Source organism: Streptomyces sp. NPDC002306, from assembly GCF_053593435.1.
In genome coordinates this window covers 39,070-63,270 of sequence record NZ_JBSFCK010000017.1, presented here as the reverse complement: position 1 = coordinate 63,270, position 24,201 = coordinate 39,070, and the positions used below count along the sequence as shown (strand labels likewise).

21 protein-coding genes and 1 pseudogene are annotated in these 24,201 nt (G+C 71.2%); 13 read left to right on the top strand and 9 right to left on the bottom strand.

Annotated features, from left to right (window positions below):
- Positions 1-412: 412 nt before the first annotated feature.
- Positions 413-994, bottom strand: coding sequence for a TetR/AcrR family transcriptional regulator (locus ACWCQK_RS27750; RefSeq protein WP_451159425.1), 582 nt, complete (start codon positions 992-994; stop codon positions 413-415).
- A 306-nt stretch (positions 995-1,300) separates the two neighbouring features.
- On the opposite strand from ACWCQK_RS27750, the gene ACWCQK_RS27745 reads away from it, so the two are divergent.
- Together ACWCQK_RS27745 and ACWCQK_RS27740 are read left to right on the top strand one after the other, a co-directional pair.
- Positions 1,301-2,203 carry an NmrA family NAD(P)-binding protein gene (locus ACWCQK_RS27745; protein ID WP_451159423.1) on the top strand — a complete coding sequence of 301 codons (903 nt, stop codon included), beginning with the start codon at positions 1,301-1,303 and terminating at the stop codon, positions 2,201-2,203.
- Positions 2,204-2,876: 673 nt separating this feature from the next.
- Positions 2,877-3,569 carry a GAF and ANTAR domain-containing protein gene (locus ACWCQK_RS27740; protein ID WP_451159421.1) on the top strand — a complete coding sequence of 231 codons (693 nt, stop codon included), beginning with the start codon at positions 2,877-2,879 and terminating at the stop codon, positions 3,567-3,569.
- Between the two features lie 155 nt (positions 3,570-3,724).
- On the opposite strand, the gene ACWCQK_RS27735 is transcribed toward ACWCQK_RS27740, so the two are convergent.
- On the bottom strand, positions 3,725-4,291 hold the full coding sequence (locus ACWCQK_RS27735; protein WP_451159419.1) for a hypothetical protein: 567 nt from the start codon (positions 4,289-4,291) through the stop codon (positions 3,725-3,727).
- Positions 4,292-4,359: 68 nt separating this feature from the next.
- Here ACWCQK_RS27735 and ACWCQK_RS27730 point away from each other — a divergent pair, with 68 nt between their 5' ends.
- Positions 4,360-4,764 carry a TMEM175 family protein gene (locus tag ACWCQK_RS27730; RefSeq protein ID WP_451159417.1) on the top strand — a complete coding sequence of 135 codons (405 nt, stop codon included), beginning with the start codon at positions 4,360-4,362 and terminating at the stop codon, positions 4,762-4,764.
- 81 nt (positions 4,765-4,845) lie between these two features.
- Here the strand turns inward: ACWCQK_RS27730 and ACWCQK_RS27725 are convergent, their stop codons facing one another.
- Positions 4,846-5,361: a CGNR zinc finger domain-containing protein gene (locus tag ACWCQK_RS27725; protein WP_451159415.1), complete on the bottom strand. Its 516-nt coding sequence runs from the start codon at positions 5,359-5,361 to the stop codon at positions 4,846-4,848.
- Between the two features lie 417 nt (positions 5,362-5,778).
- On the opposite strand from ACWCQK_RS27725, the gene ACWCQK_RS27720 reads away from it, so the two are divergent.
- From ACWCQK_RS27720 to ACWCQK_RS27705, 4 genes are all read left to right on the top strand, one after another.
- Positions 5,779-6,648, top strand: coding sequence for an alpha/beta fold hydrolase (locus ACWCQK_RS27720; protein ID WP_451159413.1), 870 nt, complete (start codon positions 5,779-5,781; stop codon positions 6,646-6,648).
- A 173-nt stretch (positions 6,649-6,821) separates the two neighbouring features.
- Positions 6,822-7,682: a DUF427 domain-containing protein gene (locus ACWCQK_RS27715; RefSeq protein WP_451159412.1), complete on the top strand. Its 861-nt coding sequence runs from the start codon at positions 6,822-6,824 to the stop codon at positions 7,680-7,682.
- 182 nt (positions 7,683-7,864) lie between these two features.
- On the top strand, positions 7,865-8,623 hold the full coding sequence (locus ACWCQK_RS27710) for a hypothetical protein (RefSeq protein WP_451159410.1): 759 nt from the start codon (positions 7,865-7,867) through the stop codon (positions 8,621-8,623).
- Between the two features lie 221 nt (positions 8,624-8,844).
- Positions 8,845-10,665 carry an ATP-binding protein gene (locus ACWCQK_RS27705; protein ID WP_451159408.1) on the top strand — a complete coding sequence of 607 codons (1,821 nt, stop codon included), beginning with the start codon at positions 8,845-8,847 and terminating at the stop codon, positions 10,663-10,665.
- Between the two features lie 37 nt (positions 10,666-10,702).
- Here ACWCQK_RS27705 and ACWCQK_RS27700 read toward each other — a convergent pair whose 3' ends face one another.
- Positions 10,703-11,542 carry an SDR family NAD(P)-dependent oxidoreductase gene (locus ACWCQK_RS27700; RefSeq protein WP_451159406.1) on the bottom strand — a complete coding sequence of 280 codons (840 nt, stop codon included), beginning with the start codon at positions 11,540-11,542 and terminating at the stop codon, positions 10,703-10,705.
- Between the two features lie 252 nt (positions 11,543-11,794).
- Here ACWCQK_RS27700 and ACWCQK_RS27695 point away from each other — a divergent pair, with 252 nt between their 5' ends.
- Entirely contained in the window at positions 11,795-12,757 is a 963-nt protein-coding gene (locus tag ACWCQK_RS27695; protein WP_451159404.1) for an AraC family transcriptional regulator, read from the top strand.
- 21 nt (positions 12,758-12,778) lie between these two features.
- Here ACWCQK_RS27695 and ACWCQK_RS27690 read toward each other — a convergent pair whose 3' ends face one another.
- Positions 12,779-13,744 (bottom strand): phosphotriesterase family protein, encoded by a 966-nt coding sequence (locus tag ACWCQK_RS27690; RefSeq protein WP_451159402.1) that lies wholly within the window; start codon positions 13,742-13,744, stop codon positions 12,779-12,781.
- 306 nt (positions 13,745-14,050) lie between these two features.
- On the bottom strand, positions 14,051-14,725 hold the full coding sequence (locus tag ACWCQK_RS27685; RefSeq protein ID WP_451159400.1) for an SDR family NAD(P)-dependent oxidoreductase: 675 nt from the start codon (positions 14,723-14,725) through the stop codon (positions 14,051-14,053).
- 566 nt (positions 14,726-15,291) lie between these two features.
- Between ACWCQK_RS27685 and ACWCQK_RS27680 the strand changes: the two genes are divergently transcribed.
- The 5 genes and pseudogenes from ACWCQK_RS27680 (at position 15,292) to ACWCQK_RS27660 (ending at position 21,529) form a co-directional block, all read left to right on the top strand.
- A complete protein-coding gene (locus tag ACWCQK_RS27680; protein WP_451159398.1) occupies positions 15,292-18,270 on the top strand; it encodes an FAD-binding and (Fe-S)-binding domain-containing protein in 2,979 nt (992 codons plus the stop codon).
- Positions 18,271-18,358: 88 nt separating this feature from the next.
- Complete coding sequence (locus ACWCQK_RS27675) at positions 18,359-18,865, top strand: SigE family RNA polymerase sigma factor (RefSeq protein ID WP_451159396.1); 507 nt, start codon at positions 18,359-18,361, stop codon at positions 18,863-18,865.
- Positions 18,866-18,876: 11 nt separating this feature from the next.
- Positions 18,877-19,371, top strand: coding sequence for a hypothetical protein (locus ACWCQK_RS27670; protein WP_451159394.1), 495 nt, complete (start codon positions 18,877-18,879; stop codon positions 19,369-19,371).
- Positions 19,372-19,544: 173 nt separating this feature from the next.
- Positions 19,545-20,267, top strand: a pseudogene (locus tag ACWCQK_RS27665) (dolichyl-phosphate beta-glucosyltransferase); the annotation flags it as partial.
- Positions 20,268-20,290: 23 nt separating this feature from the next.
- Positions 20,291-21,529, top strand: a complete 1,239-nt coding sequence (locus tag ACWCQK_RS27660) for a hypothetical protein (protein ID WP_451159392.1) — start codon at positions 20,291-20,293, stop codon at positions 21,527-21,529.
- Positions 21,530-21,611: 82 nt separating this feature from the next.
- Here the strand turns inward: ACWCQK_RS27660 and ACWCQK_RS27655 are convergent, their stop codons facing one another.
- The 3 genes from ACWCQK_RS27655 to ACWCQK_RS27645 are packed head-to-tail and all read right to left on the bottom strand — an operon-like array spanning position 21,612 to position 24,147.
- Positions 21,612-22,280: a 3-oxoacid CoA-transferase subunit B gene (locus ACWCQK_RS27655; RefSeq protein WP_451159390.1), complete on the bottom strand. Its 669-nt coding sequence runs from the start codon at positions 22,278-22,280 to the stop codon at positions 21,612-21,614.
- The gene (locus ACWCQK_RS27650; RefSeq protein ID WP_451159388.1) at positions 22,277-22,948 is read right to left on the bottom strand and encodes a 3-oxoacid CoA-transferase subunit A; all 672 of its coding nucleotides are present in this window, start codon (positions 22,946-22,948) and stop codon (positions 22,277-22,279) included. Before ACWCQK_RS27650 ends, ACWCQK_RS27655 begins: the two co-directional genes overlap by 4 nt.
- Entirely contained in the window at positions 22,945-24,147 is a 1,203-nt protein-coding gene (locus tag ACWCQK_RS27645; RefSeq protein WP_451159386.1) for a thiolase family protein, read from the bottom strand. The genes ACWCQK_RS27650 and ACWCQK_RS27645 overlap by 4 nt, the downstream gene beginning before the upstream one ends.
- Positions 24,148-24,201 lie beyond the last annotated feature (54 nt).

Sequence of the window (24,201 nt, the reverse complement as noted above, 5' to 3'; positions counted from 1 at the left end):
ATGATGATGACAATCTAAACGAGGAACGAGATAGATGTCAAGCGACATCTATTGAGAAGGCGTGGACCCCCGGGTCAGCCGAACCGGGAGTTCAACACGGGAGTCCATGACCGGCGACGAGCACCAGGGCCGCCGACGAGGAACGGCGCCACCGATGAGGTACGGCATCACCGAGGACCGGACGGGTCCAGCGAGCCGGAGTGCGATAACTACCGTCCGGTCAAGCAGAGTTGAGCCGCGTCGAATCCGGCGTGAGTCCGACGCCGACGGCGGAGGCGGCGGGTGGCGCGGCCCGGCGGCGCACACGCCGGCGATCCGCCTGGAGAGTGCGGCGACATGACAGCCGCGAAGAGACGGGTGGTCACGGTGGGGGCGGCGCCGGCCGCCGACCCCCCGGTCGGTGCGTGCCCCGCTACGGTTCCGACCGCCCCGCGTCGCTCGCGGTGAGAGCCGTCCGCGCGGACTCCAGCAGTTCTTCGGAGATCGGGTTGCCCCGGGTGGCGCGGGCCAGGACGAGAGCGCCGACCATGGTGCAGAGCTGGGCCAGGCCGTCGTCGTCGCCGGTGGCCAGCCGGGCGGCGCGGTTGCGCACCCCGTTGACGTAGACGTGCTGGGCGCGGGCGGCCTGGTCGGGCTCGCGTCCCAGATCCGCGGCGAATCCGGAGACGGGACAGCCCTCGCCCTCGTGGTCGCGGTGCCAGAGCGACAGGTAGGCCTCGATCAGCTTCCGGCGGGCGGTCTCATGGTCCTCGGCATGCTCGTCGAGCGGCGCCGCCGAGTGCGGCGCCTGCTCCTCGAAGGCATGGGCGATGGCCTCGTCGACCAGGTCCTCCTTGGACGCGAACTGCTTGTAGAACCCGCCATGAGTGAGCCCGGCGGCCTTCATCAGGTCGGCGACGCTGACCGCGGTGCCCTTCTCCCGGAACATCCGGGAGGCGGTCGCCACCACGCGCTTCCGGTTCTCCTGTGCTTGCGCCTGGGACACGCGGCCCATGGAGTCACTCCCCTCAGTTGGATGTCGCTTGCCATCTATCCTAGCCTCTGTTTAGATTGGTGTCAGCATCTATTCGAGTCCGGTGCGATCACCCGACAGGTCAGACGGCAGTTCGCTCCGCCTCCCCTGGTCCGAGGGCCGCCGGCCGCCGCCCGGCCGTCGCACGAACACCCACAGCGCTGGAGATCCCAGTGCCATCGCCACCGGGATCCTCGGCGGCATCGCCGGGGCGGACGTCTCGCCGACCGCTCCGCCGGTGCTCTGCGCACACAACTCAGCCGTTCCCTTACCCGAAGGAGATCAATGATGGTCGCCAGCAACCTTGTCCTCATCCCCGGTGGCGGCGGCGTAGGCCGCGCCGTCTTCGAGCACTTGCGCGCTCAGGACGTGCCGGTGCGTTTCATGGTCCGTCGCGAGGACGACCGCGCTGCCGAACTGCGGTCGCTCGGCGCGGAGGTCGTCATCGGCGACCTGACCCGGCCCGAGACGGTCGCGGCCGCGTTGCGGGGCGTGACGCGGATGTACTTCGCGATGCGCGTGTCGCCGGACCACCTGCTGGCGGCGACCGTCGTGGCCTCCGTGGCGAAGGAGTACGGAAAGCTGGAGGCCTTGGTCGACCTGTCGCAGATGACGGTGTCGCAGATGACGGCCACCAGCACCGAGGAGTCGGACCAGCAGCGGCTGCACTGGCTGGCCGAGCAGGTCTTCGACTGGTCCGGCCTGCCCGTGGTGCACATCCGGCCGACGGCGTTCCTTGACACTCCACTGTTCACGGCGCTGGCGGCGCGGTCGATTCAGGAGAACGGCACGATCACGCTGCCCTTCGGCTCCGGACGCACCTCACCGGTGGCCGTGGACGATGTCGCCCGCGCCGTCGCCACCGTGCTCCGCGACCCCGCTCCGCATCTCGGGCAGGTCTACGAGCTGACCGGGCCCCGCTCGGTCGACATGAAGGAGCTGGCCGAGGAGTTCTCTCGGGCGCTGGGACGAACGGTCACCTACGTCGACATGCCTCCCGAGCGGTGGGAGGCCCAGCTCCCGAAGCTGGGAATGCCGCCGCATCTCGCACAGCACGTCGCCACCATGGCCCAGCTGCACCGGGACGACCGCTACCACCGCACCGCCGACGGCGTCCAGCGCGTGACGGGCACCCCCGCCCAGTCGATCGAGGAGTTCGTCGCCGCCCGCAAGGACTTCTACCTGGGCTGAGCCGCCCCGGTTCGGCTCCGGGCGACTCGGGTTCCGGCCGACGCTCTGATCGGCCGCGGCTCGGCCCGCTGATCGGCTCAATGGTCGACCGCCGCTCGGCCGCCGCGCGGCCCGCTGAGCGGTCGGCGCATCGCCCCGGTCGAGGCGGCGGGTCGCCGACGCCATCACGGCCGCAGTCGGCCCAGTCGCAGCGATCGCGCCACAGCGGGCGCCGCTCACCGGCAGGCGCAGCTGTGGCGGCCTGAATCAGGGGGCCCATCAGCCCCCTGCGAGCAGCCGGGTGACCAGGTGGGGCATGCCGCGTCACCCGGCGATTCCGGGCGCCAGGGGACGGCCCCGGAGCCCGTGGCCGCCCCGCCTCCGCGGCGGGGCGGCCGTCGTGTGCGCCACGGGAGCGGTGATCACCGTGTCATCGACCGTGGTGGCCGACACGTGGGCGAAGCCCTGCTCGTCCCCGGCGTCCACGACGTGGTGCCTGCCGAACGGGTGTCGCGGGCCCGCCTCTCTTGACGTGCGGAGCCGAACCGCAGCGACCCGGGCCCGCCCCCCATGGGTCCGACCACGACGGTCCAGCGCGCGGCAGGCCAGAGCGCGGGTGCGCGTGTTCGCGCCGTGCGGGGTATGAGGCCGTGCGGGGTATGAGAGTGATCCAGGCACATCGAGTGGAGGAGTGATGGTGGACTGGGGTCGGTTCGCGCAGCAGATGGCGTCGATGGCACGCGATCTGCTCGCGCAGGATTCGGTGAACGCCACGCTGGAACGGATCACCGCTTCCGCCACGGAGCTGGTCGAGGGCTGTGACGCGGCCGGCATTCTCGTACTGCACGGCAAGCAGGTGGAGAGCCTCGCTCCCACCCATCAGCTGGTCGTCGACAGTGACCGCCTGCAAGAACAGGTGGAAGAGGGTCCGTGCTTCGACGCCGCCCGCACCTCGCGGGGCGAGCGCGTCTTCCGCATCGCCGACCTCACCGGCGAGCACCAGCGCTGGCCCGCCTACGCCCCCCAGGCCCGCGCGCTCGGTGTCGGCAGCATGATGGGCTTCCTGCTGTTCACCGACGACGAGGACCTCGGCGCGCTGAACCTCTACTCCCACGAGCCCGGCGCGTTCACCGACGCCAGCGAGCTCGCCGGCTGGCTGCTGGCCTCCCACGCCGCGGTGGCCTTCTCCAGTGCCCGCACCCACGCCCAGATGGAAGAAGCCGTCGCCACGCGTCACGTCATCGGTGAGGCCATGGGCATCCTCATGGGCAGCCGCCACCTCACCGAAGAACAGGCCTTCGACGTCCTGCGCCGCTACTCCCAGCAGACCAACACCAAACTGCGCGAGGTCGCCCGCCGCATCTGTGCACACGGCGGCCTCAACTAGCCTCTGCATTCGCACTTCGCGGGTGGCGGTGACAGGTGGATTCCGGCGGCCATGCACGGCTGTCCGGCCGCGCGGCTATCGGCGGCCGTTTCGTCGACGCTCGCCGTGCCGCAGTGCCGCAGTGCCGCAGTGCCGCAGTGCCGCAGTGCGAGACGCTACTTTCCCGGCAGGGTGGCGGCCAACTCGCCGACCAGGGAGACGTCGTGGCCGTCACCGTCCCGGCGGCCCCGGCACCACCACCACACCGGTAGGCGGGCCTCGTCCGTTTCGCCCTGGCACCGGTCGTCAGTGGTCCCTGCGGGACGGAGGTGCATTCCGGTCCTGTGTTCCGAGCAGATCGGCCAGGCCTGCCAGAGCAACTCCATGATGGTCGACTGCGCCGCGTCCGCGACCGCGGCCAGAACCGTTGTCGCATCGTCCGGCTCCGGCGGGTCACCCTCCTCCAGGTCACACGCGTTCACCGAGTTGCCGCGCCAACGGCCGTCGGGCATCGCCACGTAGACCTGCCCCCTGTCGATTCCGCTCGGGGGCGAAGGCCGCCTGGGCGGGTCAACCATCAGTACCAGCGCGTCCTGACCCGGCAGGGTCGCCATCAGGTCGCGATTGACGACCGCGAGTGCGGCTTCCAGCTTCGGCCACTGACCGGGCTCGGCTCGCCTGGGCTCCGCGAGAGGCTGCCGGTCATGACCAGGACCGATGCTGAGATACGAGAAGTTGTTCACCGGGGTATCGTCCCAGCCGTTCCGTCCTTCAACGGCCGTCGTTCGGGGTGGAGCGCGATCCTTCCCGGGTGGTCGCGTTCAGCGACGCGGTCATCGCCATCGCCATCACGCTCCTCGTCCTGGAGATCCGTCCTCCGAGCGACACCAGCGACCTGCTGCACGGCCTCGCCGCCCTCTGGCCGTCCTACCTGGCCTACGTCCTCACCTTCATGCTGATCGGCCAGGTGATCCGGGGATACGTCCGTCGGGACCGTCGGCTGCTCTCCACCACGATCGACGCGGCGGGTGTGACGGCCGTCAGCCGACGCTTCCGGCTGGCCCTTGTGTGGCTCGCCCTCGGAACGCTTCTCGGCGCTTTCGTTCCCGCACTGGGCCTGGCCGTGATCGCCGCCTTCGTCCCCTACTACTGGCTCCCCATGGCGGGCGAGCTCGCGGGGGTGACACGTCGGCGTCGTCGTGGCCGTCGGTCATGAGGCCGACGACCCCTTGCCCGAGGCCGTCCGACAGGCACGCGGGCCCGTCGGCTCATCGACGCGAGGCCACCACCGGAAGGTCTACTCGGCCGTGGCCTCGCGGGTGCGCTGGTAGTGGCGCCGCGCCTTCATCCGGTTGCCGCACACGGCCATCGAACACCAGCGGGCCCTGTTGGTCTTGCTGCGGTCGATGAGGAACAGCCGGCAGTCCGGGTTGGCGCACGGCCGCAGCCGGCCGGGCATCGTCTGCCGTACGTCGCTCCAGGCCAGCACGGCTTGCGCCGCCATGCGGCGCCCTGCGGGAATCTCGTCCATTTCCCACGACACACCCTCGGGCGAGAGACGTGGTCGCGAGGTGAGGCCCTTCAAGAAGGGGGCCAGTGCCGTGGCGGGACTGTCACCGCGCACCACGTCCTGAAGTAGGTCGCGGGCCCGCACGAGGCCGCGGATCTCGTCCGCGGCTCCGCTGCCGCCGTGGGCCAGCAGCCAGGACCTGGCAGCTTCCGGATCCGCCAGCTGGTCCTGGGCGACGCCCTCGACCACCGGTGTGCTGTTGAGGAGTTCCAGCAGCGTGTCCTGTCCTTCTCGGTCGGCCACCCTCGCACCACCTCACTGGACCGTCGCACTTCACGGGTTATCCGAAGGACCCCATTCTAACCAGATCGCTAATTTTCCCCGGTTAGCTTCGGCCACCCCTCAGGCCGACCGGCACGTGACGCCCGCCGATGAACGCGCCGCACGCTCACACATCCCCGGCGGCCCGCGCGGCGCGAGCCGGACCCTCGCCCTCCATAAGACCCGAACCGGGCTCACGCCCGCCGGCTGGTGACCCCTCGCGGACGGAGGCTCGGAAACAGGACCACGTTCGCCACACCGCCCCAGCCGAGGGTGCCGCCCCACGCGACACGACCCGGCCACGGCGACAATCTAACCATCCAAACAGCCTTGACAGGTTAGATGGAGCGTGCTCGACTGGATACATAACCACTGAACGACAGATGAAAGGTTAGACAGATGGTCTTCCCGGTCCACCACCGCACCGCCGCCGTCGACGGCCTCGAGGTCTTCTACCGCGAGGCGGGCCATCCCGAGGCGCCCACGGTCCTCCTGCTCCACGGCTTCCCGACCAGCTCGCACATGTTCCGCCACCTGATCCCCGCGCTCGCCGACCGCTACCGCGTCGTCGCCCCCGACCACATCGGCTTCGGCCAGTCCGCGATGCCGTCGCTCCAGGACTTCCCCTACACCTTCGACGCCCTCACCGAAGTCACCGCCGGGCTGCTCCGGCAGCTGGGCGTCGACCGCTTCGCGATGTACGTGCAGGACTACGGCGCCCCCATCGGCTGGCGCCTCGCGCTCCAGGACCCGGGCCGCGTCACGGCGATCATCACCCAGAACGGCAATGCCTACGAGGAAGGCTTCGTCAAGCCCTTCTGGGACGGCGCGTTCGCCTACGCCCAGGCGCCGGGACCGGACACCGAGGCAGTCATGCGTGGCGCACTCACCCCCGAGATCACCCGCTGGCAGTACGTGAACGGGGTGGCCGACCCCAGTCTGGTCAGCCCCGACAACTGGGTTCACGACCAGGCGCTGCTGGACCGCCCCGGCAACGACGAGATCCAGCTCCGGCTCTTCCGCGACTACCCCACCAACGTGGACCTCTACCCGCAGGTCCACCAGTACTTCCGCGACTCCCAGGTCCCCGTCCTGGCGGTCTGGGGAGCCAACGACGAGATCTTCGGCCCCGCGGGCGCGGAGGCGTTCCGGCAGGACCTGCCGGATGCCGAGATCCACCTGGTCGAGTCCGGGCACTTCGCCCTGGAGAGCCACCTCGACACCATCACCGGGCACATCCGCGACTTCCTGGCCCGCGTCCTCGCCTGACACGCGGTGCGCGAAGGGATCGCGACGGCCGCGGAGCGGACACCCCTTCCGTCGCGGCAGGCAAGTCCTCCGTCGAGGCAGGCGCGGGAACGCTGCACCCTGACCGTCCGCACGACGACCACACCACCCCGGGCACGGTCAGCCGCGCCCTCGTCCTCCGGAAGGACCACGCCATGGGACTGTCCTGGCAACAAGGCCCCCTCTCCGCAGGCGCCATCGGCCACTTCCTCACCCCCGAACCCCTGCCCGAGCGCCTCCTGTTCGCGGAGCGACTGCGCCGCCGCATGCGGGTGGAGTGCGCCGGCGCCTGGATCGCCGACAGCGAGAACGTGATCCTGCTCCACGAACCGGGCCGCTATCCCGTCGCCTACTTCCCGCGCGAGGACGTCGACGGACAGGCCCTGGTCCCCAGCGGCAAGGTCACCCACCACAAGGACCTGGGCGACACCACCTGGTACGCGGTGCACGCCGGGGGCCGTACATCCGAACGCGCCGCCTGGGAGTTCACCGACCTGCCCGGTCACGCCGTCGAACTGCGGGGGCGGGTCGCCTTCGCCTGGCGGGCGATGGACGCCTTCTACGAGGAGGACGAACGCATCCTGGGACACGCGGCGGATCCGTACCACCGTATCGACATCCGTGACACCTCCCGCACCCTGGAGGTCCGCCAAGGCGACAGCGTGATCGCCCGCTCCGAGAATCCTGTCGTGCTCTACGAGTCGGGGTTCGCGCCGCGTTGGTACGTCCCGCGCGCCGACATCGACCAGAGCCGACTGCACCCCGCCGAAGGCCAGACCTTCTGCCCTTACAAGGGTTTGTGCGACTACTACGACATCGGTGGGGCGCGCCGCGCCGCCTGGACGTACCCGCAGGCCTACCGGGAGGTCGAACGGATCGGCGGCCTTGTGTCGTTCGAGGCGGACAAGGTCGAGGTCCGCCTCGACGGGACGCGGCTGCTTCCCGAGCCCGGGCAGAACGTCATCCCACACGGCGTCGACCGAGGCCTGGACGCGGACGAGGCCAAAGCCCGCTGACTCGGGCGCCCGGCCGGTCCAGGTGCGCGGAAGCCCCGCTCCCGGATGCCCGTCGAAACGGGTCAGCAGTGGATCAACGCCACCGCGCGCGGGTGGACCGGGGCCTCGGGGGTACGCGGGGAGCAGGCCGAAGCGCGGCCCGACCTGACAAGTTCCACACATGTGGAGGCCATGATCAACGCATGATTCATCGCAGAGCCGCCGTCGCCCTTCTCGGTGCCCCGTTGCTGATCACCGGCTGTGGCGGGGGCATCGCGGCGGCAGGACGCCGCACCACCGACAACCGCCCGGCCCCGGCCACCTCCTCCGATCCACGCCCCGATGCGGACGGGCCGTCCTCGTCGCCCGCCGGTCCAGCGGGCATAGCCGGGCTCGGACCGAAACGAAGCGCCGAGATACCGGACCGCTGCCGACAGGCGGTCGTGGTCACGGGTCGCGGCGTCGACTCCCCGGTCTCCTCGGTCGTCCTGCACACGCGCACCACCGACGGCTGGCAGGCCGGCGCCACCTGGCCCGCGCACAACGCGCTGCACGGCTGGAGCGCCCACCATGTGCTCGACGACCTGCGCTCCCCGCTCGGCGTCTACACGCTCAGCGACGCCGGCGGCCTGCTCCCCGACCCGGGCAGCAAGCTCCCGTACCACCACTCCGGGGGGTTCGTCTCGCCCGGCACCGGCTTCCAGGGCGAGCCGCTCCAAGGTTCCTTCGACTACGTCGTCGCCATCGACTACAACCGTGTACCGGGCACCTCGCCCCTGGACTGGACCCGCCCCCTCGGGCCCCGCCGCGGCGGCGGAGTCTGGCTGCACGTCGACCACGGCGGCCCCACCCACGCCTGCGTCAGCGTCGCCAAAGGCCATATGAAGGAGCTCGTCCGCATCCTCGACCCGGCCCGGCATCCGGTCGTCGTCATGGGACACGCGACGTGGCTCTCAGCTTGACAGTCTAGGATCCGAACCCATGTACGACATATACGCACGCATCCTGGTCGCCCAGGGCAACGGGAACCGGGTCGAACCGACCCCCCGCTCCCTGCCGGCCGGCAGCCGTGTCGCGGCGGTGGCCCCGTCGGGCCGGTGACCGTGCTCGGCGCCGCGTGCGAAGTCGGTGATGGCCGAGCGTGAGCGAGACACCTCCCCGAGCCGTCGGACACCGAACGCCGTTGCGGAAGAAGCTCCTTGTCCGGCTGCTCTCCGTCTCCGCGCTGATCGCCGTGTGCTCGGTCACGGCCACCGCCTGGCTCGCGGTCACCACCACCACCAGCGCGCTCCAGGACGAGCAGAGCCAGGATCTGACCGCGGACAGTCTGATCCTCTCCGAACTGAGCGGATTCGCCGCGACGCACCCCGACTGGTCCGACGTCCGGCACGCCGTACGTGAGCTCTCCGCCAGGACCGGCCGTCGCATCGCGCTGACCAGCCTTGACCACACCGTCATCGCGGACTCGGCCGCGCGCGGCACGCCCCTTCCGTTCCGGCCCGCGGCCACCGTCGACCCGCTGCGCACCGACACCTACACGAACTCGGGCGCGCAGCTCAGCGGCATCGACCCACGGGCCGTCGGCCCCTACCGCGTCACGGTCGAGGAGCGAAGGACACTGGACCTGCTGGCCGCCAAATACCAGCACTGCTATCGGCGGTACGGCGCGGATTCCAAGGTGGTGCGCGTCCCGAGCGGTCGGCCCGTACTCCGGGGAGCGGCCCGGGTGGACATCTCCTACGCGGCCGACCGGTGCGGCGGCACCCTGCTGGACACCCCCATGCCCACGGAACGCGAGGCCCTGGACAAGCTGTCGGAACTCGTCAGCCCTTGCCTCGCGCGGGCCGGGATCGAACTCGGCGGACCGCTGAAGTTCTCCATCGACGCCCAGGGCAGGAACACCGTGAGCGGCGCCTTTCTGCTCGTGAGGAAGGTGCGGGACGAAAGGGCGGCCGACCGGGCGGAACGGTCCTGTCTCGCCTCCGCCCGCCGTACGCAATTGGAGCCCTACGTCGCTCCGGTCGCCGACCTCTTCCTGGGCATCGGCGGCCAGAGCGCCTCCCGCTTCGAGATGACCCCGGCGAACAAGGCCAAGGTGTTCGCTGCCGCCGGGCTGGTGCTGGCGGTCACCGTGGCCGTGACCGCCCTGATCGGCGTCCGGCTCGTACGGCCGCTGCGCGCGCTGATCGAGGCCGCGCAGGCACCACCGGAGCTGCACGTGCGGGTGCCGGTGACCACCCGCGACGAGACCGGCGCCCTCGCCGAGGCGTTCAACCACCTGACCGAGCGCAGCGAACGCCTGGAACTCCGGCGCAAGGCGCTGGTCAGCGACATCGCGCACGAACTGCGCAGCCCGCTCACCAACATCCGCGGCTGGCTGGAGATCGTCCGCGACGGCGTCGTCGAACCTGACCCCGAACTGCTGGATTCCCTGCACGAGGAGGCACTCGTACTGCAACGGATCATCGACGACCTGCAGGATCTGGCGGCCGCCGACGCGGGGACCCTGCGCGTGCACCGTGAGCCGGCGCGCGCCCGGGACCTCGTGCACCAGGTCGCCGCCGCCCACCGGGTGTCGGCCGGCGCCGCCCGGGTCAGCCTGCACGCCGAGGCCGACGACGCGGCCTGGCTGTCGGCCGACCCGGTGCGGATGCGGCAGGCGCTGGGCAACCTGGTCTCCGACGCGGTGCGGCACACCCCGGCCGAGGGCACGATCACTCTCGTCGCCCGCCGGGACGGAGAGGACGTCGTGTTCACCGTCGCCGACACCGGGCCGGGGATCCCGCCGGAGGACCTGCCGCACGTCTTCGACCGGTTCTGGCGGGCCGAGAAGTCCCGCAGCCTGCGCACCGGCGGGAGCGGCCTGGGCCTGCCGATCGTGCGCCACCTGGTCGAGGCGCACGGCGGCACCGCCGAGGCCGCGAGCGAGCCGGGCGGGGGCGCGGTGTTCACCCTGCGGCTGCCCGCCGCCGAACCGCTCGCGGACGAACAGGACAGCCCTTGAACGACGGCGGTCCGGCCGCCCGGGGTGTGACAACTCGTCAGGGAGTCAGGGTGTCCGCTCCGACGAGGTCGGCGGAGCGGTTCCAGAGCCGACGGGCGAGGTCGGCGTCCTCGGCCTGCGGGTGGGTGCGCCGGGCGGGCCTGCCGTTCTCGTAATAGGTACCGGACCGCCAGTCGGTGCCGGGAGTGCCCGCGGCGAGCCGGACCATCTGCCGGGCCCCCTTCTCGGGACTGGCCATGAAGAGCCGGCTGAGCGCGTTGGTGTAGATCGGGCGCATGAAACTCTTGCTGCCGACCGCGAAGTTGGTGGCCACGGCGCCGGGGTGGAAGGCGGCGGCGGACAGGCCGTGGGGCGCGTAGCGGGCGTGGAGTTCCTTGGTGAAGAGGATGTTCTCGAGCTTCGCGGTGCCGTAGGCGCGCTGCGCCGTGTAGTTCGCGTCGTGGTCGAGGTCGTCGATGTCGAGTTTGCCGAACAGTCGGGCCCCCACGCTGGAGGTCTGGATGACCGACGCCTTGCCGGCCAGGAGCTTGGCCATGAGCAGGTTCGTCAGGAGGAACGGTGCCAGGTGGTTGATCTGGAGGGTCTTCTCGAACCCGTCAAGGGTCTTGTCACGGTCGCCGAAGATCCCCCCGGCGTTGTTGACCAGGACATCGATACGCGGGTACGCGGCGTCGAGTTCCGTGGCGAGTTTCCGCACGTCCGCCAGGGAGGCGAAGTCGGCCAGGAAGTGGTCGGCCCCGAGTTCGGCGGCGACTTTCGCGGTCTTCTCCGGTGAGCGCCCGACGATGACGACCTGATGGCCCTCCTGGTGCAGCAGACGGGCTCCGGCGGCGCCGATGCCATCGCTGGCGCCGGTGATGACGATCGTCTTCGGCATGGGTGGTGGTTTCCGTTCTCTTGATGGTGCGGTGTGTCTCTTGGTCTTGTGGCGGTGCGGTGTGGCTCTGCCAGGGGACGGGGCTCAAGGGTGGCGCTTGTGTCCGAGAGCGCGGACCGGGCATCGCCGTGCCATGACCGGCCCGATCACCTGGCAAGGCCGCGGCCCCGTCCCGATTAGGCTGGGGCGATCGCGTGGACACGACCGGGCGATGTCAGACGACGGAATGCCGCCGGCCGAGGGGACGGGTAGATGCGTGACATGTACCGGTGGACCTCGACCGCTCCGCTCCCCTCGGTGACGGACTGGAACACCGCGTTCACCGCGCTGCACGGGGCGAGCCGTATCACGGTGACGGACCGCTCGGCGCCGTGGACGGGACGGCTCGACGCCCGGCAGTCGCAGAATTACGGCATGGCCCTGTGCAGCGGAGGCCAGGAGACGGTCGTCCGGGACGCCCGGCACATCTCCGCCGATCCTCGTGGCACCTACGAGTTGCTCGTCCCGCTGGCCGGTACCGCGTGGGTGGAGCAAGGACCGTCGTCGGGCGAGGTCCAGGCCGGTGTGATGGCACTGTGCGACATGGACCGGCCGCTGACCTTCGCCCACGACGACGACTTCCTGTCGATCGCGCTGATCGTGCCCGGCCGTGAGGTGGCCCGCCGCAACCCGGCCGCCGTCCGTGAGCCGCGGATGCTCAGCGGGGCCGACGGCCTGGGCCGGGTGATCCGCACTATGGTGACCACGCTGCAGGAGGAGCGCGAACAGCTCTCGGAGACGACCTTCGACCTCGCCTGCGAGCGTCTGCTCGACCTGGTGTGCCTGGCCGCGGAGGGCGCGACCGATTCCGCGCCGGCCGGGCAGCGGGCGACGGTCGAGGCCGACATCCGCCGCTATATCCGACGCCACGCGTCCGAGGACGACCTCGACACCACGGTGATCGCGCGCGCCCTCGGCTGGTCGACCCGCTACATCCAGCAGGTGCTCCAGGCCGCCGACACGACGTCGCGTGAGCTCATCCGCCGTGAACGGCTGCACCTCGCGCGGACCCGGCTGGCCAGCGCGAGCTGGGCGGGACACTCGGTCGCGCAGATCGCTCACTCCTGTGGATTCGGCAGCCACGCGTCGTTCAGCACCGCTTTCCGGCACGAGTTCGGCATGACGCCCCGTGACGCCCGGCACGGCGTCCGCCCGCCCGCGGCCGACCCGGGCTGAGTGTGCCGCGCCGTCGGCGGGTCAGCTGAAGTACCGACGCGGATTGTCCACCAGCATGGTCGTGAGCTGCTCCTCGGTGACGCCCGCCTGACGGAGCGCCGGGAGCACCTCGTCGTGCAGGTGGGTGTAGTGCCAGTTCGGCGCGATCTGCTCGCGCACACCGGCCGGGAACCAGTCGACGTGGCAGGACGCGTCGTGCGACAGCACCATCCGGTCGGCCAGTCCCTCCCCGGCCAGTGCCGCGACGGTCGCCACGCGCTGGTCGCCCGGCAGCATGATGTCGAGACCGAAGCGGTCCATGCCGACGTACGAGCCGTTGTCGATGAGCCGGCGCAGATAGTCCAGGTCGTCGGTGTCGCCGCTGTGGCCGATGACCACCGCGCCGAGGTCCGCTCCCTCGCCGCGCAGGATCTCCTGCGCCACCAGGCCGGTGCGGGCGACCGCGTTGGTGTGCACGGTGATCGGTGCTCCGGTACGCACATGGGCCTGGGCCACGGCCCGCAGCACCCGCTCCACGCCAGGGGTGAGCTCCTCCTCGATCGCACACTTCAGGAACGCCGCCCGGATGCCCGTGCCGGCGATGCCCTCGGTGAGCTCCCGGACGAACAGCTCGGTCATCCCCTCGGGGCCACCGAGCATGGTGCCCGGCCCGTGGTACTTGAAGAAGTTCGGCACGTCGCCCAGCGTGTAGATGCCGGTGGCCGCGACGATGTTCAGGTCGACCTGCTCGTTCACCAGCGCGACCCGGCCGACGTCACGCCCCAGGCCGATCACGGTGGGGTCCACGATCGTCCGGACGCCCGTGGCGGCCAGCGCCTTCAGCCGGCGCACCGCGTCGCTGACGCGTTCCTGCTCGTCCCAGGTCTCCGGCATGCTCTGCCGGAACTCCTCGCTCAGGACGAAAACGTGCTCGTGCATCAGAACGGTACCGAGGTCGTCGACCGACACGGAGCCGCCGACGGTCTGGACCTGGGAGGGCGAGGTCATGGTTGTCCTTCGGATTCTCGCCGGCGTCTCGAAGGCACCGGCTGATATCTGTGTCAGGCAGAAAGGAGCCGGGGGCTTGGCATGCCCGGTCTGCCGCGTGACGGGTGGCGCGTGACCGAGGGGCAGGACGCCCGTCGGCACGGCCTCCACTCTCTGGCACCACGCGCGCGGCGTCTTTCGCCGTGACGCACGGTCGTTGTCCGCAGGCGCAGTCTGATCCGGCACGGCGCGTACGACCTGCGGACGGTCTCACGACCTATGGGCGGTCTCACGACCTGCGGACCGTCTCACGATCTACGGACCGTCTCAGCCGGTGAAGATCCGCTCGGCCCTGTCGCGGTCGATGTGGAGGTCCCAGTAGACGGGAGCGATCTGCTCCGCCGTGACCCGAGGCTGCCCGTAGAAGGTGGGGTCGCCGATCGTCACGTCGAGGGCGACGTGGGCGGCGTGGATCCCCGTGCCGGTCAACTCCTCGCGCAGGTCCGACACCCAGTCGCGCAGGGCCGTCGCCGCCGTCCTGGCGTCGGCGGTCGCGGCCGTCGACCGGTGGGGACCGCCTCCCGTGGTGTAGATCAGGGTGCCTGACCCGGCCTCGCGCATCGCGGGCAGCACCGCCCGTGTGGCGGCGAGCGCCCCGGGCAGAAGACCGTCCGTCCGCTCCCGCGCAGGGGACCCGTCCCTCTCGGACTGCATGGTCGGAACGGTCGGGTCAGGGGTCGCCTGCGGGGCGTACACCAGGACATCGATGCCGCCGAACCGCGTGGCGGCATCCTTCAGCGCCTGGGTGAGCGCGTCGTGGGCGAGCACATCCGCGGGGAACGCGGCGGCGGTCACGCCCTCGGCGGTGAGCCGCCCGACGAGAGCGTCGAGTTCGGCGCGGTCACGGGAGATCAGGGCCGCGTCGAAACCCTGTGATCCGAAGGTCCGGGCGATGGCCAGTCCCAGTCCGGGACCGGCTCCGATGAGGGCGATGCTCGTCACAGTTGTTCCTTCGTACTTCGTTGAGGCACCCGGCAGCGGGCAGGCGCTGCCGGGTGCCCGATCCGCGGGTGGCCGTGCGGGCGGGAGGTCCGCCCGCACGGCGTCCACTCTTCTGTCAGCGCGCTCGGGGTGTCTTTCACTCGGGCGCACACTCGTTGCGTACGGGCGCAGTCGGTACGCTCGGTGGCCGCCGCGGAGGGTGCCGTGGGGCGCCCCGTCTCCGGCGCGCCGGCCGGACCGGACGGGTGCCGAGCACGGGGCAGTCCGCGGCGCCGTCCTCGCCGGGCGCCGGACAGACGCCGCCGGTAAACTCGCTGGGACAGGTCGCCTCGATGCGGAGTGGCCCCGGCCGGTGGAGTCACGCCGCTCCCCAGGTGCCGCCCCTTGGTCGCCGGTCGGGTGAATCACTCGGCTCGACCTCGTGCCCCCTCCGCGTCGGCCCGCGCGCACGTCGGCACGAGTCCGGACCGCCACGCGGACCCGTTCCCGAACGGTCCGTTCCGACGACCCGCAGCAGAAGCCATGGGCACCTGCGGTGCTGGTGCGGTGGCGGAGAGGCTGACGCCGTGAAGAAGCTGCTGAGCCCGAGCGTCCCCGCCATCGGCCGACCGCCGGGCCTCCCACAGGCGGATGCCATCGCCCCCGCGCACACGGGCGGGACACCCAACGCGCTCAGGCGGGATCTCGTCGCGCTGCTCGGTGAGGACCAGGTGCTGCACCGCATATCCGACCTCGTCCGCTACGCCTCCGACGCCAGCCCCTATCGCTATCTGCCCCAGGTCGTGGTGCTGCCCCGCGATGTCGAAGACGTCCGGAAACTGCTCGGCTACTGCCGCCGCAGCGGACGGCACGCCACGTTCCGGGCCGGCGGGACGAGTCTCAACGGCCAGGCCCAGTCCGACGACATCCTCATCGACGTGCGCCGGCACTGGAGCGGGATGGCCGTCGAGGACGGCGGCGCGCGCCTGCGGGCGCGGCCGGGGACGATTCTCGGTCACGCCGCGGCGGTGCTGCGCCGGCACGGCCGACGTCTCGGGCCGGATCCCGCCTCCTCGGACGTCGCCACGATCGGCGGAGTGCTGGCCAACAACGCCGGGGGGATGCGCTGCACCCTGGAACGCAACGCGTACCACACGGTCGCCTCGATGACGTTCGTCCTGCCGTCCGGCACGGTCATCGACACCGCGGCACCGGACGCCGAGGCGCGGTTCGCCGCGGCGGAACCCGAACTGGCCGTCGGACTGGCCGAGTTGCGCGAGCAGCTCCTCGCCGACGCCGAACTGACCGCGCGCGTACGGCACAAGTTCTCCATCCGTAACACCACCGGATACACCCTCGCGGCGCTCCTCGACGGCGACACCCCTCTGGAGATCTTCCGGCGGCTCCTCATCGGTTCCGAAGGCACTCTCGCGTTCATCGCCGAGGCAGTGATCACCACCCTGCCCGCGCCCACGGCGACCACGGTCACCTGGATCGCGCTCCCGTCGGTGGAGGAAGCGGTGTCGCTCGTGCCGGGTCTCGTCGGCCTCGGCGCCGAGGCCGTCGAGCTCATGGTGGCACCCGCCCTCACCGCGGCCGCGCAGTCCTTCCCGCACACACCCGAGTACTGGAAGACGCTCGATCCCGGAGCCGCGGCGCTGCTCGTCGAGTTCGCCGCCGACGACACGGCCGGCCTCGACCGGGCCGAGGCCCGTGTCGCGGAGCTCGTCGCGGGCGCCGATCTGCTGCACCCTGTGGACTTCACCCGCGACCAGGAACTCATCGAACTGGACTGGCGCATCCGCGAGGGCCTCCTGGGCATCGTCGGCCAACTGCGCCCGCCAGGCACCGCCGTGGTCAACGAGGACGTCTGCTTCCCGCCGGCCCGGATCGCCGAGGGCGCGAGCGATCTGCACACCCTTCTGGCCGAGCACGGCTTCCTGCCCGGCGTCGCCGGCCACGCCGCCTACGGCAACCTGCATTTCACGCTGACACCGAAACTGGCCGACCCCGCCGACCGTGACAGATACGCCGCGTTCATGTCCGACCTCGTGGAGCTCGTCATCGACAAGTACGACGGGTCGCTCAAGGCCGAACACGGCACCGGCATCAACATGGCGCCGTTCGTGCGCCACGAATGGGGCGACAAGGCCACCGACCTCATGTGGCGTATCAAGAAGCTCGCCGACCCGCACGGCGTCCTCGCCCCCGACGTCGTCCTCACCCGGGACGACGACATCCACCTCAAGTCCTTCAAGTCGACGCCCGACATCGAGGACGTCGCGACCCACTGCATCGAATGCGGGTACTGCGAAGCCGTCTGCCCCAGCCGCAATGTCACCACCACCCCGCGCCAACGCATCGCGCTGCGCCGGGAGATGGCACGCCAGCCGGAAGGATCGCCCCTGCTCGCCCGGCTGCTGGCCGAGTACGAGTACGACGGGATCGAGACCTGTGCCGTCGACGGCACCTGCGCCCTGCCGTGCCCCGTGCACATCAACACCGGCGCGCTGATCAAGGAGTTCCGGCGGGACGAGTCGACGGAACAGCGGGAGAAGGTCGCGCTGCGGATCGCCCAGCGCTGGGCGACCGTGGAGGAACTCGCCCGTACCGCCATGGGCGCCGCCGACATCGTCCAGCGCACCGTCGGCGCGAAGGCACTCACCGGCCTGACCGCGGGGGTGCGGCTCGCGATCAGCAACGACCTCATGCCGGCGGTCCCGGGGCCCATGCCGCGCGCCGCAACCGGCAAGCCGCCCGCGACCACCCGCGCGGGCGCGGCGGCCGTCTACTTCCCGGCCTGCGTCAACCGCATCTTCGGCCGCGACCCGGGAATGCCCCGGCATCCGTCCCTGCAACAGGCCCTGGTCGACGTCTCGGCACGCGCGGACCGCCCCCTGTGGATCCCGGACGACGTGGTGGGCAAGTGCTGTTCCACCCCGTGGAGCAGCAAGGGCTACACGCGAGGGCACACCTGGATGGCCGCGACCATGTGCGACGCGCTGTGGGCCTGGAGCGCGCAGGGAACCCTGCCCGTGGTCATCGACGCCGCCTCCTGCACCAACGGCCTCCTCGACGACGTCAAGAACTACCTCGACGACGAGCACCGGAGCCGGCTGGAACAGATCACCCTGCTCGACTCGATCACCTGGTGCGCCGGCCTGCTCCCCCGCTTGACCATCACCCGGCGGCTGGGCCGCGTGGCAGTCCATCCCACCTGTTCGACGACGCATCTGGGGCTCAGCGCAACGCTGGAGGCCATCGCCGGAGAACTCGCCCACGAGGTGCTGGTGCCGGTCGGCACCACCTGCTGCGGCACGGCCGGCGACCGGGGCCTCCTCCATCCGGAACTGGTCGTCTCCGCGACCCGGGACGAGAAGGCCGTCCTGGACCAGAACCCCGCGGACGCCTACCTGTCGGCCAACCGCACCTGCGAGATGGGCATGCGTCACGCCACCGGCCGCCCGTACGAGTCCTTCGTCTTCCTCCTGGAAGAACTGACCCGCCCGACGGCCGACACGCGGTCGCCTCGGGCCGGTCGCACATCGCGCGACACCGGTGAGTGACGCGGATCACGCTCGCCAAGTGCAGCGCGCGAGGGGGTCCAGAGCCTTTCCCCTGGTGTAGACAGCCGGCGAGGACAGGACCATCAGGATGGAGCAGGCCAGGGCCGGTGAGTACGACGCGTTCGTGGCGGCCCGCTGGTCGGTGTTGTTCCATCTCGCCCGTCTGCTCGCCGGGGGCGATCGGCACCGTGCCGAGGACTTGCTGCAGGAGTCCTTGGTCAAGTTGTGGTTCGCCTGGCCGAAGGTCGCCGACGAGGCGCCGGAGGCATACGTGCGCAAGGTGCTGGCGCGGGCGGCGGCCCGTTCCGCCCGCAGGCGCTGGTGGGGCGAGCGGCCCGTCGAGGTGTTGCCCGACGTGGCGGCGACCGTCGACGTGTCGGCGACCGTCGCCGAGCGCTCGCGGCTGGAGGCGGCGCTGGCCCTGCTGAGCCCGCAGCAGCGGGCCGCCGTCGTGCTGCGCTACTACCAGGACCTGCCCGACCGGCAGGTCGCGGACATCCTGGGCTGCCCGGTGGGGACAGCGCGGTCGCACGCCGCGCGCGGAGTGGCCCGGCTGCGCGGGCTGCTGGCCGATGTCATCGAGCCGGTGAGGTGAGGGGAGGAGCCATGGACCACTTCGAACGGCAGCTGGCACAGCTCATGCACCAATCCCGGGAGCCTGTTCCCTACGAGGCCGGACACCGGCAGCGGTTGCACGCGGGCGTACAGGCCCGCCGCCGGGTGCGGGCGGCCCGGCGGGCCGCCGGGTCCGTCCTGGCGGTGGCCGCCCTCGGTCTCGGGCTGTTCCTGTGGCCCGGCACACCCGGCGCCGACCGCCCGAGCGCACCACACCCCCGGCCTTCGGTCAGCCCGGCACCCACCACGAACACCTCACCCACGCCGCACGGTTCAGCGAGCTCGACACCCAGCTCGAGCGCGAGCACCGGGACATCCACCCCGGGCGGCACGGCGGAGACCTCCCTGCCGCCCGGAGCGCCGGAGAGCCCGACGGACACCGCCGCGCCACCCACCGGGCAGGCCACCTCGACCGCCGGCTCGGCGGACGCGGCGACCTCCCCACCGCCCACGGGGTCCGAGAGCCCGTCGGGCGACCCCTCGTAGGAGACCCGCCCGGCCGACCGCCTCACCGGGCGGCCCGGTCGCCCCTCCCCCGCCTTTGTCGCCGTGCGTTCCTCCAGCGCACCCCGAACCAGAGAACAAAAAGGATGTACGTGATAAATCACCACCCCGCTCGTACGTCGCCGGTCCGGGCGACGCCGCCCCGGCGCGCACCGCTGCCGGCCCGTCATGACGAGCCCGTGCTGGACGTGGCGGTGCCGGTGTTCAACGAGGAGACGGACCTGGACCCGAACGTACGACGACTGCACGCACACCTGCGGGACACGTTCCCCTATCCGTTCCGGATCACCGTCGCCGACAACGCCAGCACCGATCGCACCCCGCGCATCGCCGCGGCGCTCGCCGCCGAACTGGCCGAGGTGGAGTGGACACGGCTGTCCGAGAAGGGGCGGGGGCGGGCCCTGCGCGCGGTCTGGTCGCGTTCCGGGGCGCCGGTCCTCGCGTACACGGACGTCGATCTGTCGACCGAGCTGACCGCGCTGCTGCCCCTGGTCGCGCCGCTCATCTCGGGCCACTCCGACCTGGCCATCGGCACCCGGCTCGCCCCTGGCGCCCGGGTGGTGCGCGGGCCCAGGCGCGAGGTCATCTCCCGCTGTTACAACGTCCTGCTGCGCCGCACCCTCGCCGTCCGCTTCTCGGACGCGCAGTGCGGATTCAAGGCGCTGCGGCGGGATGTCGCGGAGCGGCTCCTGCCGCTGGTGCGGGACGGCGGATGGTTCTTCGACACCGAACTGCTCGTCCTCGCCGAGCGGCAGGGGCTGCGCATCCACGAGGTGCCGGTGGACTGGGTCGACGATCCCGACAGCCGGGTCGACCTCCTCGCCACCGCGCTGGCCGACCTGCGCGGGATCGCCCGGCTGCGCCGCGATCCGGCCCGCCGACGTATGGGATCCGATGCCTCGTGAGCGCGACCCTCAACCCCGCCCGGCGGTCCGGCACCGTCCCCGGTGCGCGGGAACGCGTGCGGGCCGCCGTCCGCCGGCACGGACCGGTGCTCGCCTTCTACGGCGTGCTGAAGCTGGTGGGGTTCTGCTCGTTCATGTATCTGCTGGACTCGTCGGGGGACTTCCGCACCAAGCCGCCCCGTTTCGGCGGCGGCGCCCACGCGTGGGACGTCCTGGCGACCTGGGACGGCTGGTGGTACCAGCAGATCGCGCTGCACGGTTACGACCCCCGGCTCGTCCCGATCTCCGGCGCCACCGGACTGATCACGCTGGAGGGCAACTCCGCCGCCTTCTTCCCGCTCTATCCGGCGCTGATGAGACTGACGTCCATGGTCACGGGCCTAGGACCGTACGGCGCCGGCCTGACGGTGTCCGTACTCGCCTCGTTCGCGGCGGCCCTCGGGATCTACTTCGTCGCCGACTGGTTCGGCGGCCGACGAGCCGGCCTCGCGGCGGCCGGGCTGTGGGCGGTCTGGCCCGGATCCGGGATCGAATGGGCGGTCTACTCCGACTCCCTGTACGTCGCCCTCGCCGCCTGGATCTGCTACGCGGTCATGACCCGGCGCTGGCTCACCGCCGGGGTCCTCACCTTCGCCGCCGGTCTCAACCGCCCCACCGCGGCCGCGCTGATCGCGGCACTCTGCGTCGCCGCGCTCGGCGCGCTGCGCGAGCGCCGTGACGGCGTCCTGCGCCCCCTCCTCGCCCTGGCACTGGCGCCGCTCGGCCTGCTCGGCTATCTGGCCTGGGTGGGGCACCGGATGGGCGACTACGGCGGCTACTTCTCCCTCCAGTCGGGGGCCTGGGCGCACCGCTTCGACTACGGCGAGCAGACCTTCGACGTGCTGACCTCCGTACCGGTGGGCCACTTCACCTACCTGTCCGCCTGGCCCTTCGCGGACGTGATCGGCGTCGGTGTCGTCCTGCTGGCCCTCGCGCTGCTCCCGCTGCTGCTCCGGCTGCGCCCACCCGCGGTCCTGGTGGTCCACACCGTGCTCACGCTCGTCCTGGTCCTCGGCAGCCAGCAGATCTTCGCCAACGTCTCGCGCTATCTGCTCCCCTGCTTTCCCTTGATGGTGCCGTTGGCCGTGGCGATGGGCCGTCTCGGTCTGCGCACCCAGTGCGCCGTGCTCGGTATCGCGGCCGTGGCCTCCGGCTCGTACGCGGGCTACGCCCTGTTCGAACTCGGCGTTCCCTAGGCGGCCTTGACGCCGTGCCCGTCATACCGGCGGCGGGCGGGTGCTGCGCACGGGGCAGCACCCGCCACGCACGGCCGTCGGATCAGACGCCCTCGGCGAGGAAGTCGAGGTCCAGACGTTCGGTGAGTTCCTCCATGTCGATACCGAAGGTCTGCCTCACGCTGACGCCGCGCGGGGTGATGTCGAACACCGCCAGGTCCGTGTAGACGCGGTTCACGCAGGCGAGTCCGGTGAGCGGGTAGGTGCACTCGCGGACCAGCTTCGGCGTTCCGTCCTTGGTGAAGAGGTCCATCATCACGAAGACCTGCTTCGCTCCGATCGCGAGGTCCATGGCCCCGCCCACCGCGGGGATCGCGTCGGGCGCGCCCGTGTGCCAGTTGGCCAGGTCTCCGTGCGCGGAGACCTGGAACGCGCCGAGTACGCAGATGTCCAGGTGTCCGCCGCGCATCATGGCGAAGGAGTCGGCGTGGTGGAAGTACGCGGCTCCGGGCAGTTCGGTGACGGGAACCTTGCCGGCGTTGGTCAGGTCCGGATCGACCTGGCCCTCCTTCGCCGCGGGTCCCATGTTGAGCATGCCGTTCTCGGTGTGCAGGACGACGCCGGAGTCGGGGGACAGATGGTCGGCGACGAGGGTCGGCTGGCCGATGCCCAGGTTCACGAAGGCGCCGTGCGGGATGTCGCGGGCCACCAGGGCGGCGATGTCGTGCTTGCTCAGCCGGCCCGGCGCGTTCGCCGAAGGGGTCTGGTTCATGAGTGATCAGCCACCTGTACGACTCGGTCGACGAAGATGCCCGGGGTCACGACGGTCTCCGGGTCGATCGCCCCGGTCTCGACGATCTCGCGGACCTGGGCGACCACCGTGGTGGCCGCGGTGGCCATGACGGGGCCGAAGTTCCGGGCGGTCTTGCGGTAGACGAGGTTGCCCATACGGTCGGCCCGGTGGGCACCGATCAGGGCGACGTCTCCGCTGATGGGGTATTCCAGTACATGAGTACGGCCGTTGATGACGCGTACCTCCTTGCCCTCGGCGAGCAGCGTGCCGGCGCCGGTGGGGCAGAAGAACGCGCCGATGCCCGCTCCGGCCGCCCTCAGCCGCTCGGCCAGGTTGCCCTGGGGGACCACTTCGAGTTCGATGCGGCCCGCCCGGTAGAGGTTGTCGAACACCCAGGAGTCGGCCTGGCGGGGGAAGGAGCAGATCACCTTGCGGACCCGGCCCTTGGCCAGCAGCGCGGCGAGACCGGTGTCGCCGTTCCCTGCGTTGTTGGAGACGACGGTGAGGTCCGTGGCCCCCTGCCGGATCAGGGCGTCGATCAGGGCCACCGGCATTCCTGCCATGCCGAACCCTCCGACGAGTACCGTCGAGCCGTCCTGGACACCGGCGACCGCCTCGTCCGGTCCGGCGCACACCCGCGCGGTCATCGGTTGCTCCCGGACACGTTCTCCAGGACCACGGCGAGTGCCTGGCCGACCCCGATGCAGATGGCCGCGACACCCCATCGCTGACCCGACTCCTGCAGCCGGCGGGCCAGAGTGCCCAGCAGCCTGCCGCCGGAGGCGCCCAGCGGATGGCCGAGCGCGATCGCGCCGCCCTTGGCGTTGACGATCCGCGGGTCGATGTCCCAGGCGTCCACGCACGCCAGCGCCTGCACGGCGAAAGCCTCGTTGAGTTCGACGGCGGCGACATCGGACCAGGAGATGCCCGCGCGCTTCAGCGCCCGGTTCACGGCCTCGACGGGGGCGTAGCCGAACATCTGCGGGTCCACCGCGGCGACGCCCCGGCCGGCGACGCGGGCGACGGGATCGACGCCGATGCGGGCCGCGGCGGAGCCCGAACCGAGCAGCACCGCCGAGGCGCCGTCGTTCAGCGGTGAGGAGTTGCCGGCCGTGATCACGCCGCCGGTGCGGAAGGCCGCCTTGAGCGTGGCGAGCTTCTCGGTGGTGGATCCGGGACGGATCCCTTCGTCGCGCCGCACCGGCTCCCCGTCGCGGCCCGCGACGGGGACGATCAGGTCGTCGTAGAAGCCCGCGTTCCACGCCTCGTCGGCGAGACGGTGGGACCGGACGGCGAATTCGTCCTGGCGCTCCCGGGAGATGCCGAAGCGGTCGACCAGTTGCTCGTTCGCCTCGCCCAGGGAGACCGTCCATTCCTTGGGCATGCGCTCGTTGACCAGGCGCCAGCCGAGCGTCGTCGACACCGCGGTCATGTCCCCCGGGGCGAAGGCGCGTTCGGGCTTGGGCAGGACCCAGGGGGCCCGGGTCATCGACTCGACCCCGCCGGTGAGGACGATGTCCGCGTCGCCGGTCTCGATGGCGCGCGAGGCGATGAGGGCGGCGTCCAGGGACGATCCGCACAGCCGGTTGACGGTCGTGGCGGGGACCGAGGTGGGCAGTCCCGCGAGCAGCACGGCCATCCTGCCGACGTTGCGGTTGTCCTCACCGGCGCCGTTGGCGTTGCCCCAGACGACGTCGCCGATCTCCGCCGGATCCAGCTCGGGCGCCTTGGCGAGGGTCCCGGTGATGGCCTGGGCCGCGAGATCGTCGGGCCTGACATGGGCGAGAGCGCCTCCGAACCGGCCGAAGGGGGTTCGCGTCGCCGTGTAGAGATAGCTGTCGGTCATACCGCCACCGTAGGAGCCTCCGCTTCAGCCCGTCCAAGACTTAATCACGATGGA

Coding starts and splice junctions, on each gene's coding strand:
- ACWCQK_RS27645 (WP_451159386.1), bottom strand. CDS start 24,147: ATGACCGACAGCTATCTCTACACGGCGACGCGAACCCCCTTCGGCCGG.
- ACWCQK_RS27720 (WP_451159413.1), top strand. CDS start 5,779: ATGGTCTTCCCGGTCCACCACCGCACCGCCGCCGTCGACGGCCTCGAG.
- ACWCQK_RS27700 (WP_451159406.1), bottom strand. CDS start 11,542: ATGCCGAAGACGATCGTCATCACCGGCGCCAGCGATGGCATCGGCGCC.
- ACWCQK_RS27675 (WP_451159396.1), top strand. CDS start 18,359: ATGGAGCAGGCCAGGGCCGGTGAGTACGACGCGTTCGTGGCGGCCCGC.
- ACWCQK_RS27690 (WP_451159402.1), bottom strand. CDS start 13,744: ATGACCTCGCCCTCCCAGGTCCAGACCGTCGGCGGCTCCGTGTCGGTC.
- ACWCQK_RS27710 (WP_451159410.1), top strand. CDS start 7,865: ATGATTCATCGCAGAGCCGCCGTCGCCCTTCTCGGTGCCCCGTTGCTG.
- ACWCQK_RS27740 (WP_451159421.1), top strand. CDS start 2,877: ATGGTGGACTGGGGTCGGTTCGCGCAGCAGATGGCGTCGATGGCACGC.
- ACWCQK_RS27650 (WP_451159388.1), bottom strand. CDS start 22,948: ATGACCGCGCGGGTGTGCGCCGGACCGGACGAGGCGGTCGCCGGTGTC.
- ACWCQK_RS27745 (WP_451159423.1), top strand. CDS start 1,301: ATGGTCGCCAGCAACCTTGTCCTCATCCCCGGTGGCGGCGGCGTAGGC.
- ACWCQK_RS27670 (WP_451159394.1), top strand. CDS start 18,877: ATGGACCACTTCGAACGGCAGCTGGCACAGCTCATGCACCAATCCCGG.
- ACWCQK_RS27715 (WP_451159412.1), top strand. CDS start 6,822: ATGGGACTGTCCTGGCAACAAGGCCCCCTCTCCGCAGGCGCCATCGGC.
- ACWCQK_RS27695 (WP_451159404.1), top strand. CDS start 11,795: ATGCGTGACATGTACCGGTGGACCTCGACCGCTCCGCTCCCCTCGGTG.
- ACWCQK_RS27750 (WP_451159425.1), bottom strand. CDS start 994: ATGGGCCGCGTGTCCCAGGCGCAAGCACAGGAGAACCGGAAGCGCGTG.
- ACWCQK_RS27655 (WP_451159390.1), bottom strand. CDS start 22,280: ATGAACCAGACCCCTTCGGCGAACGCGCCGGGCCGGCTGAGCAAGCAC.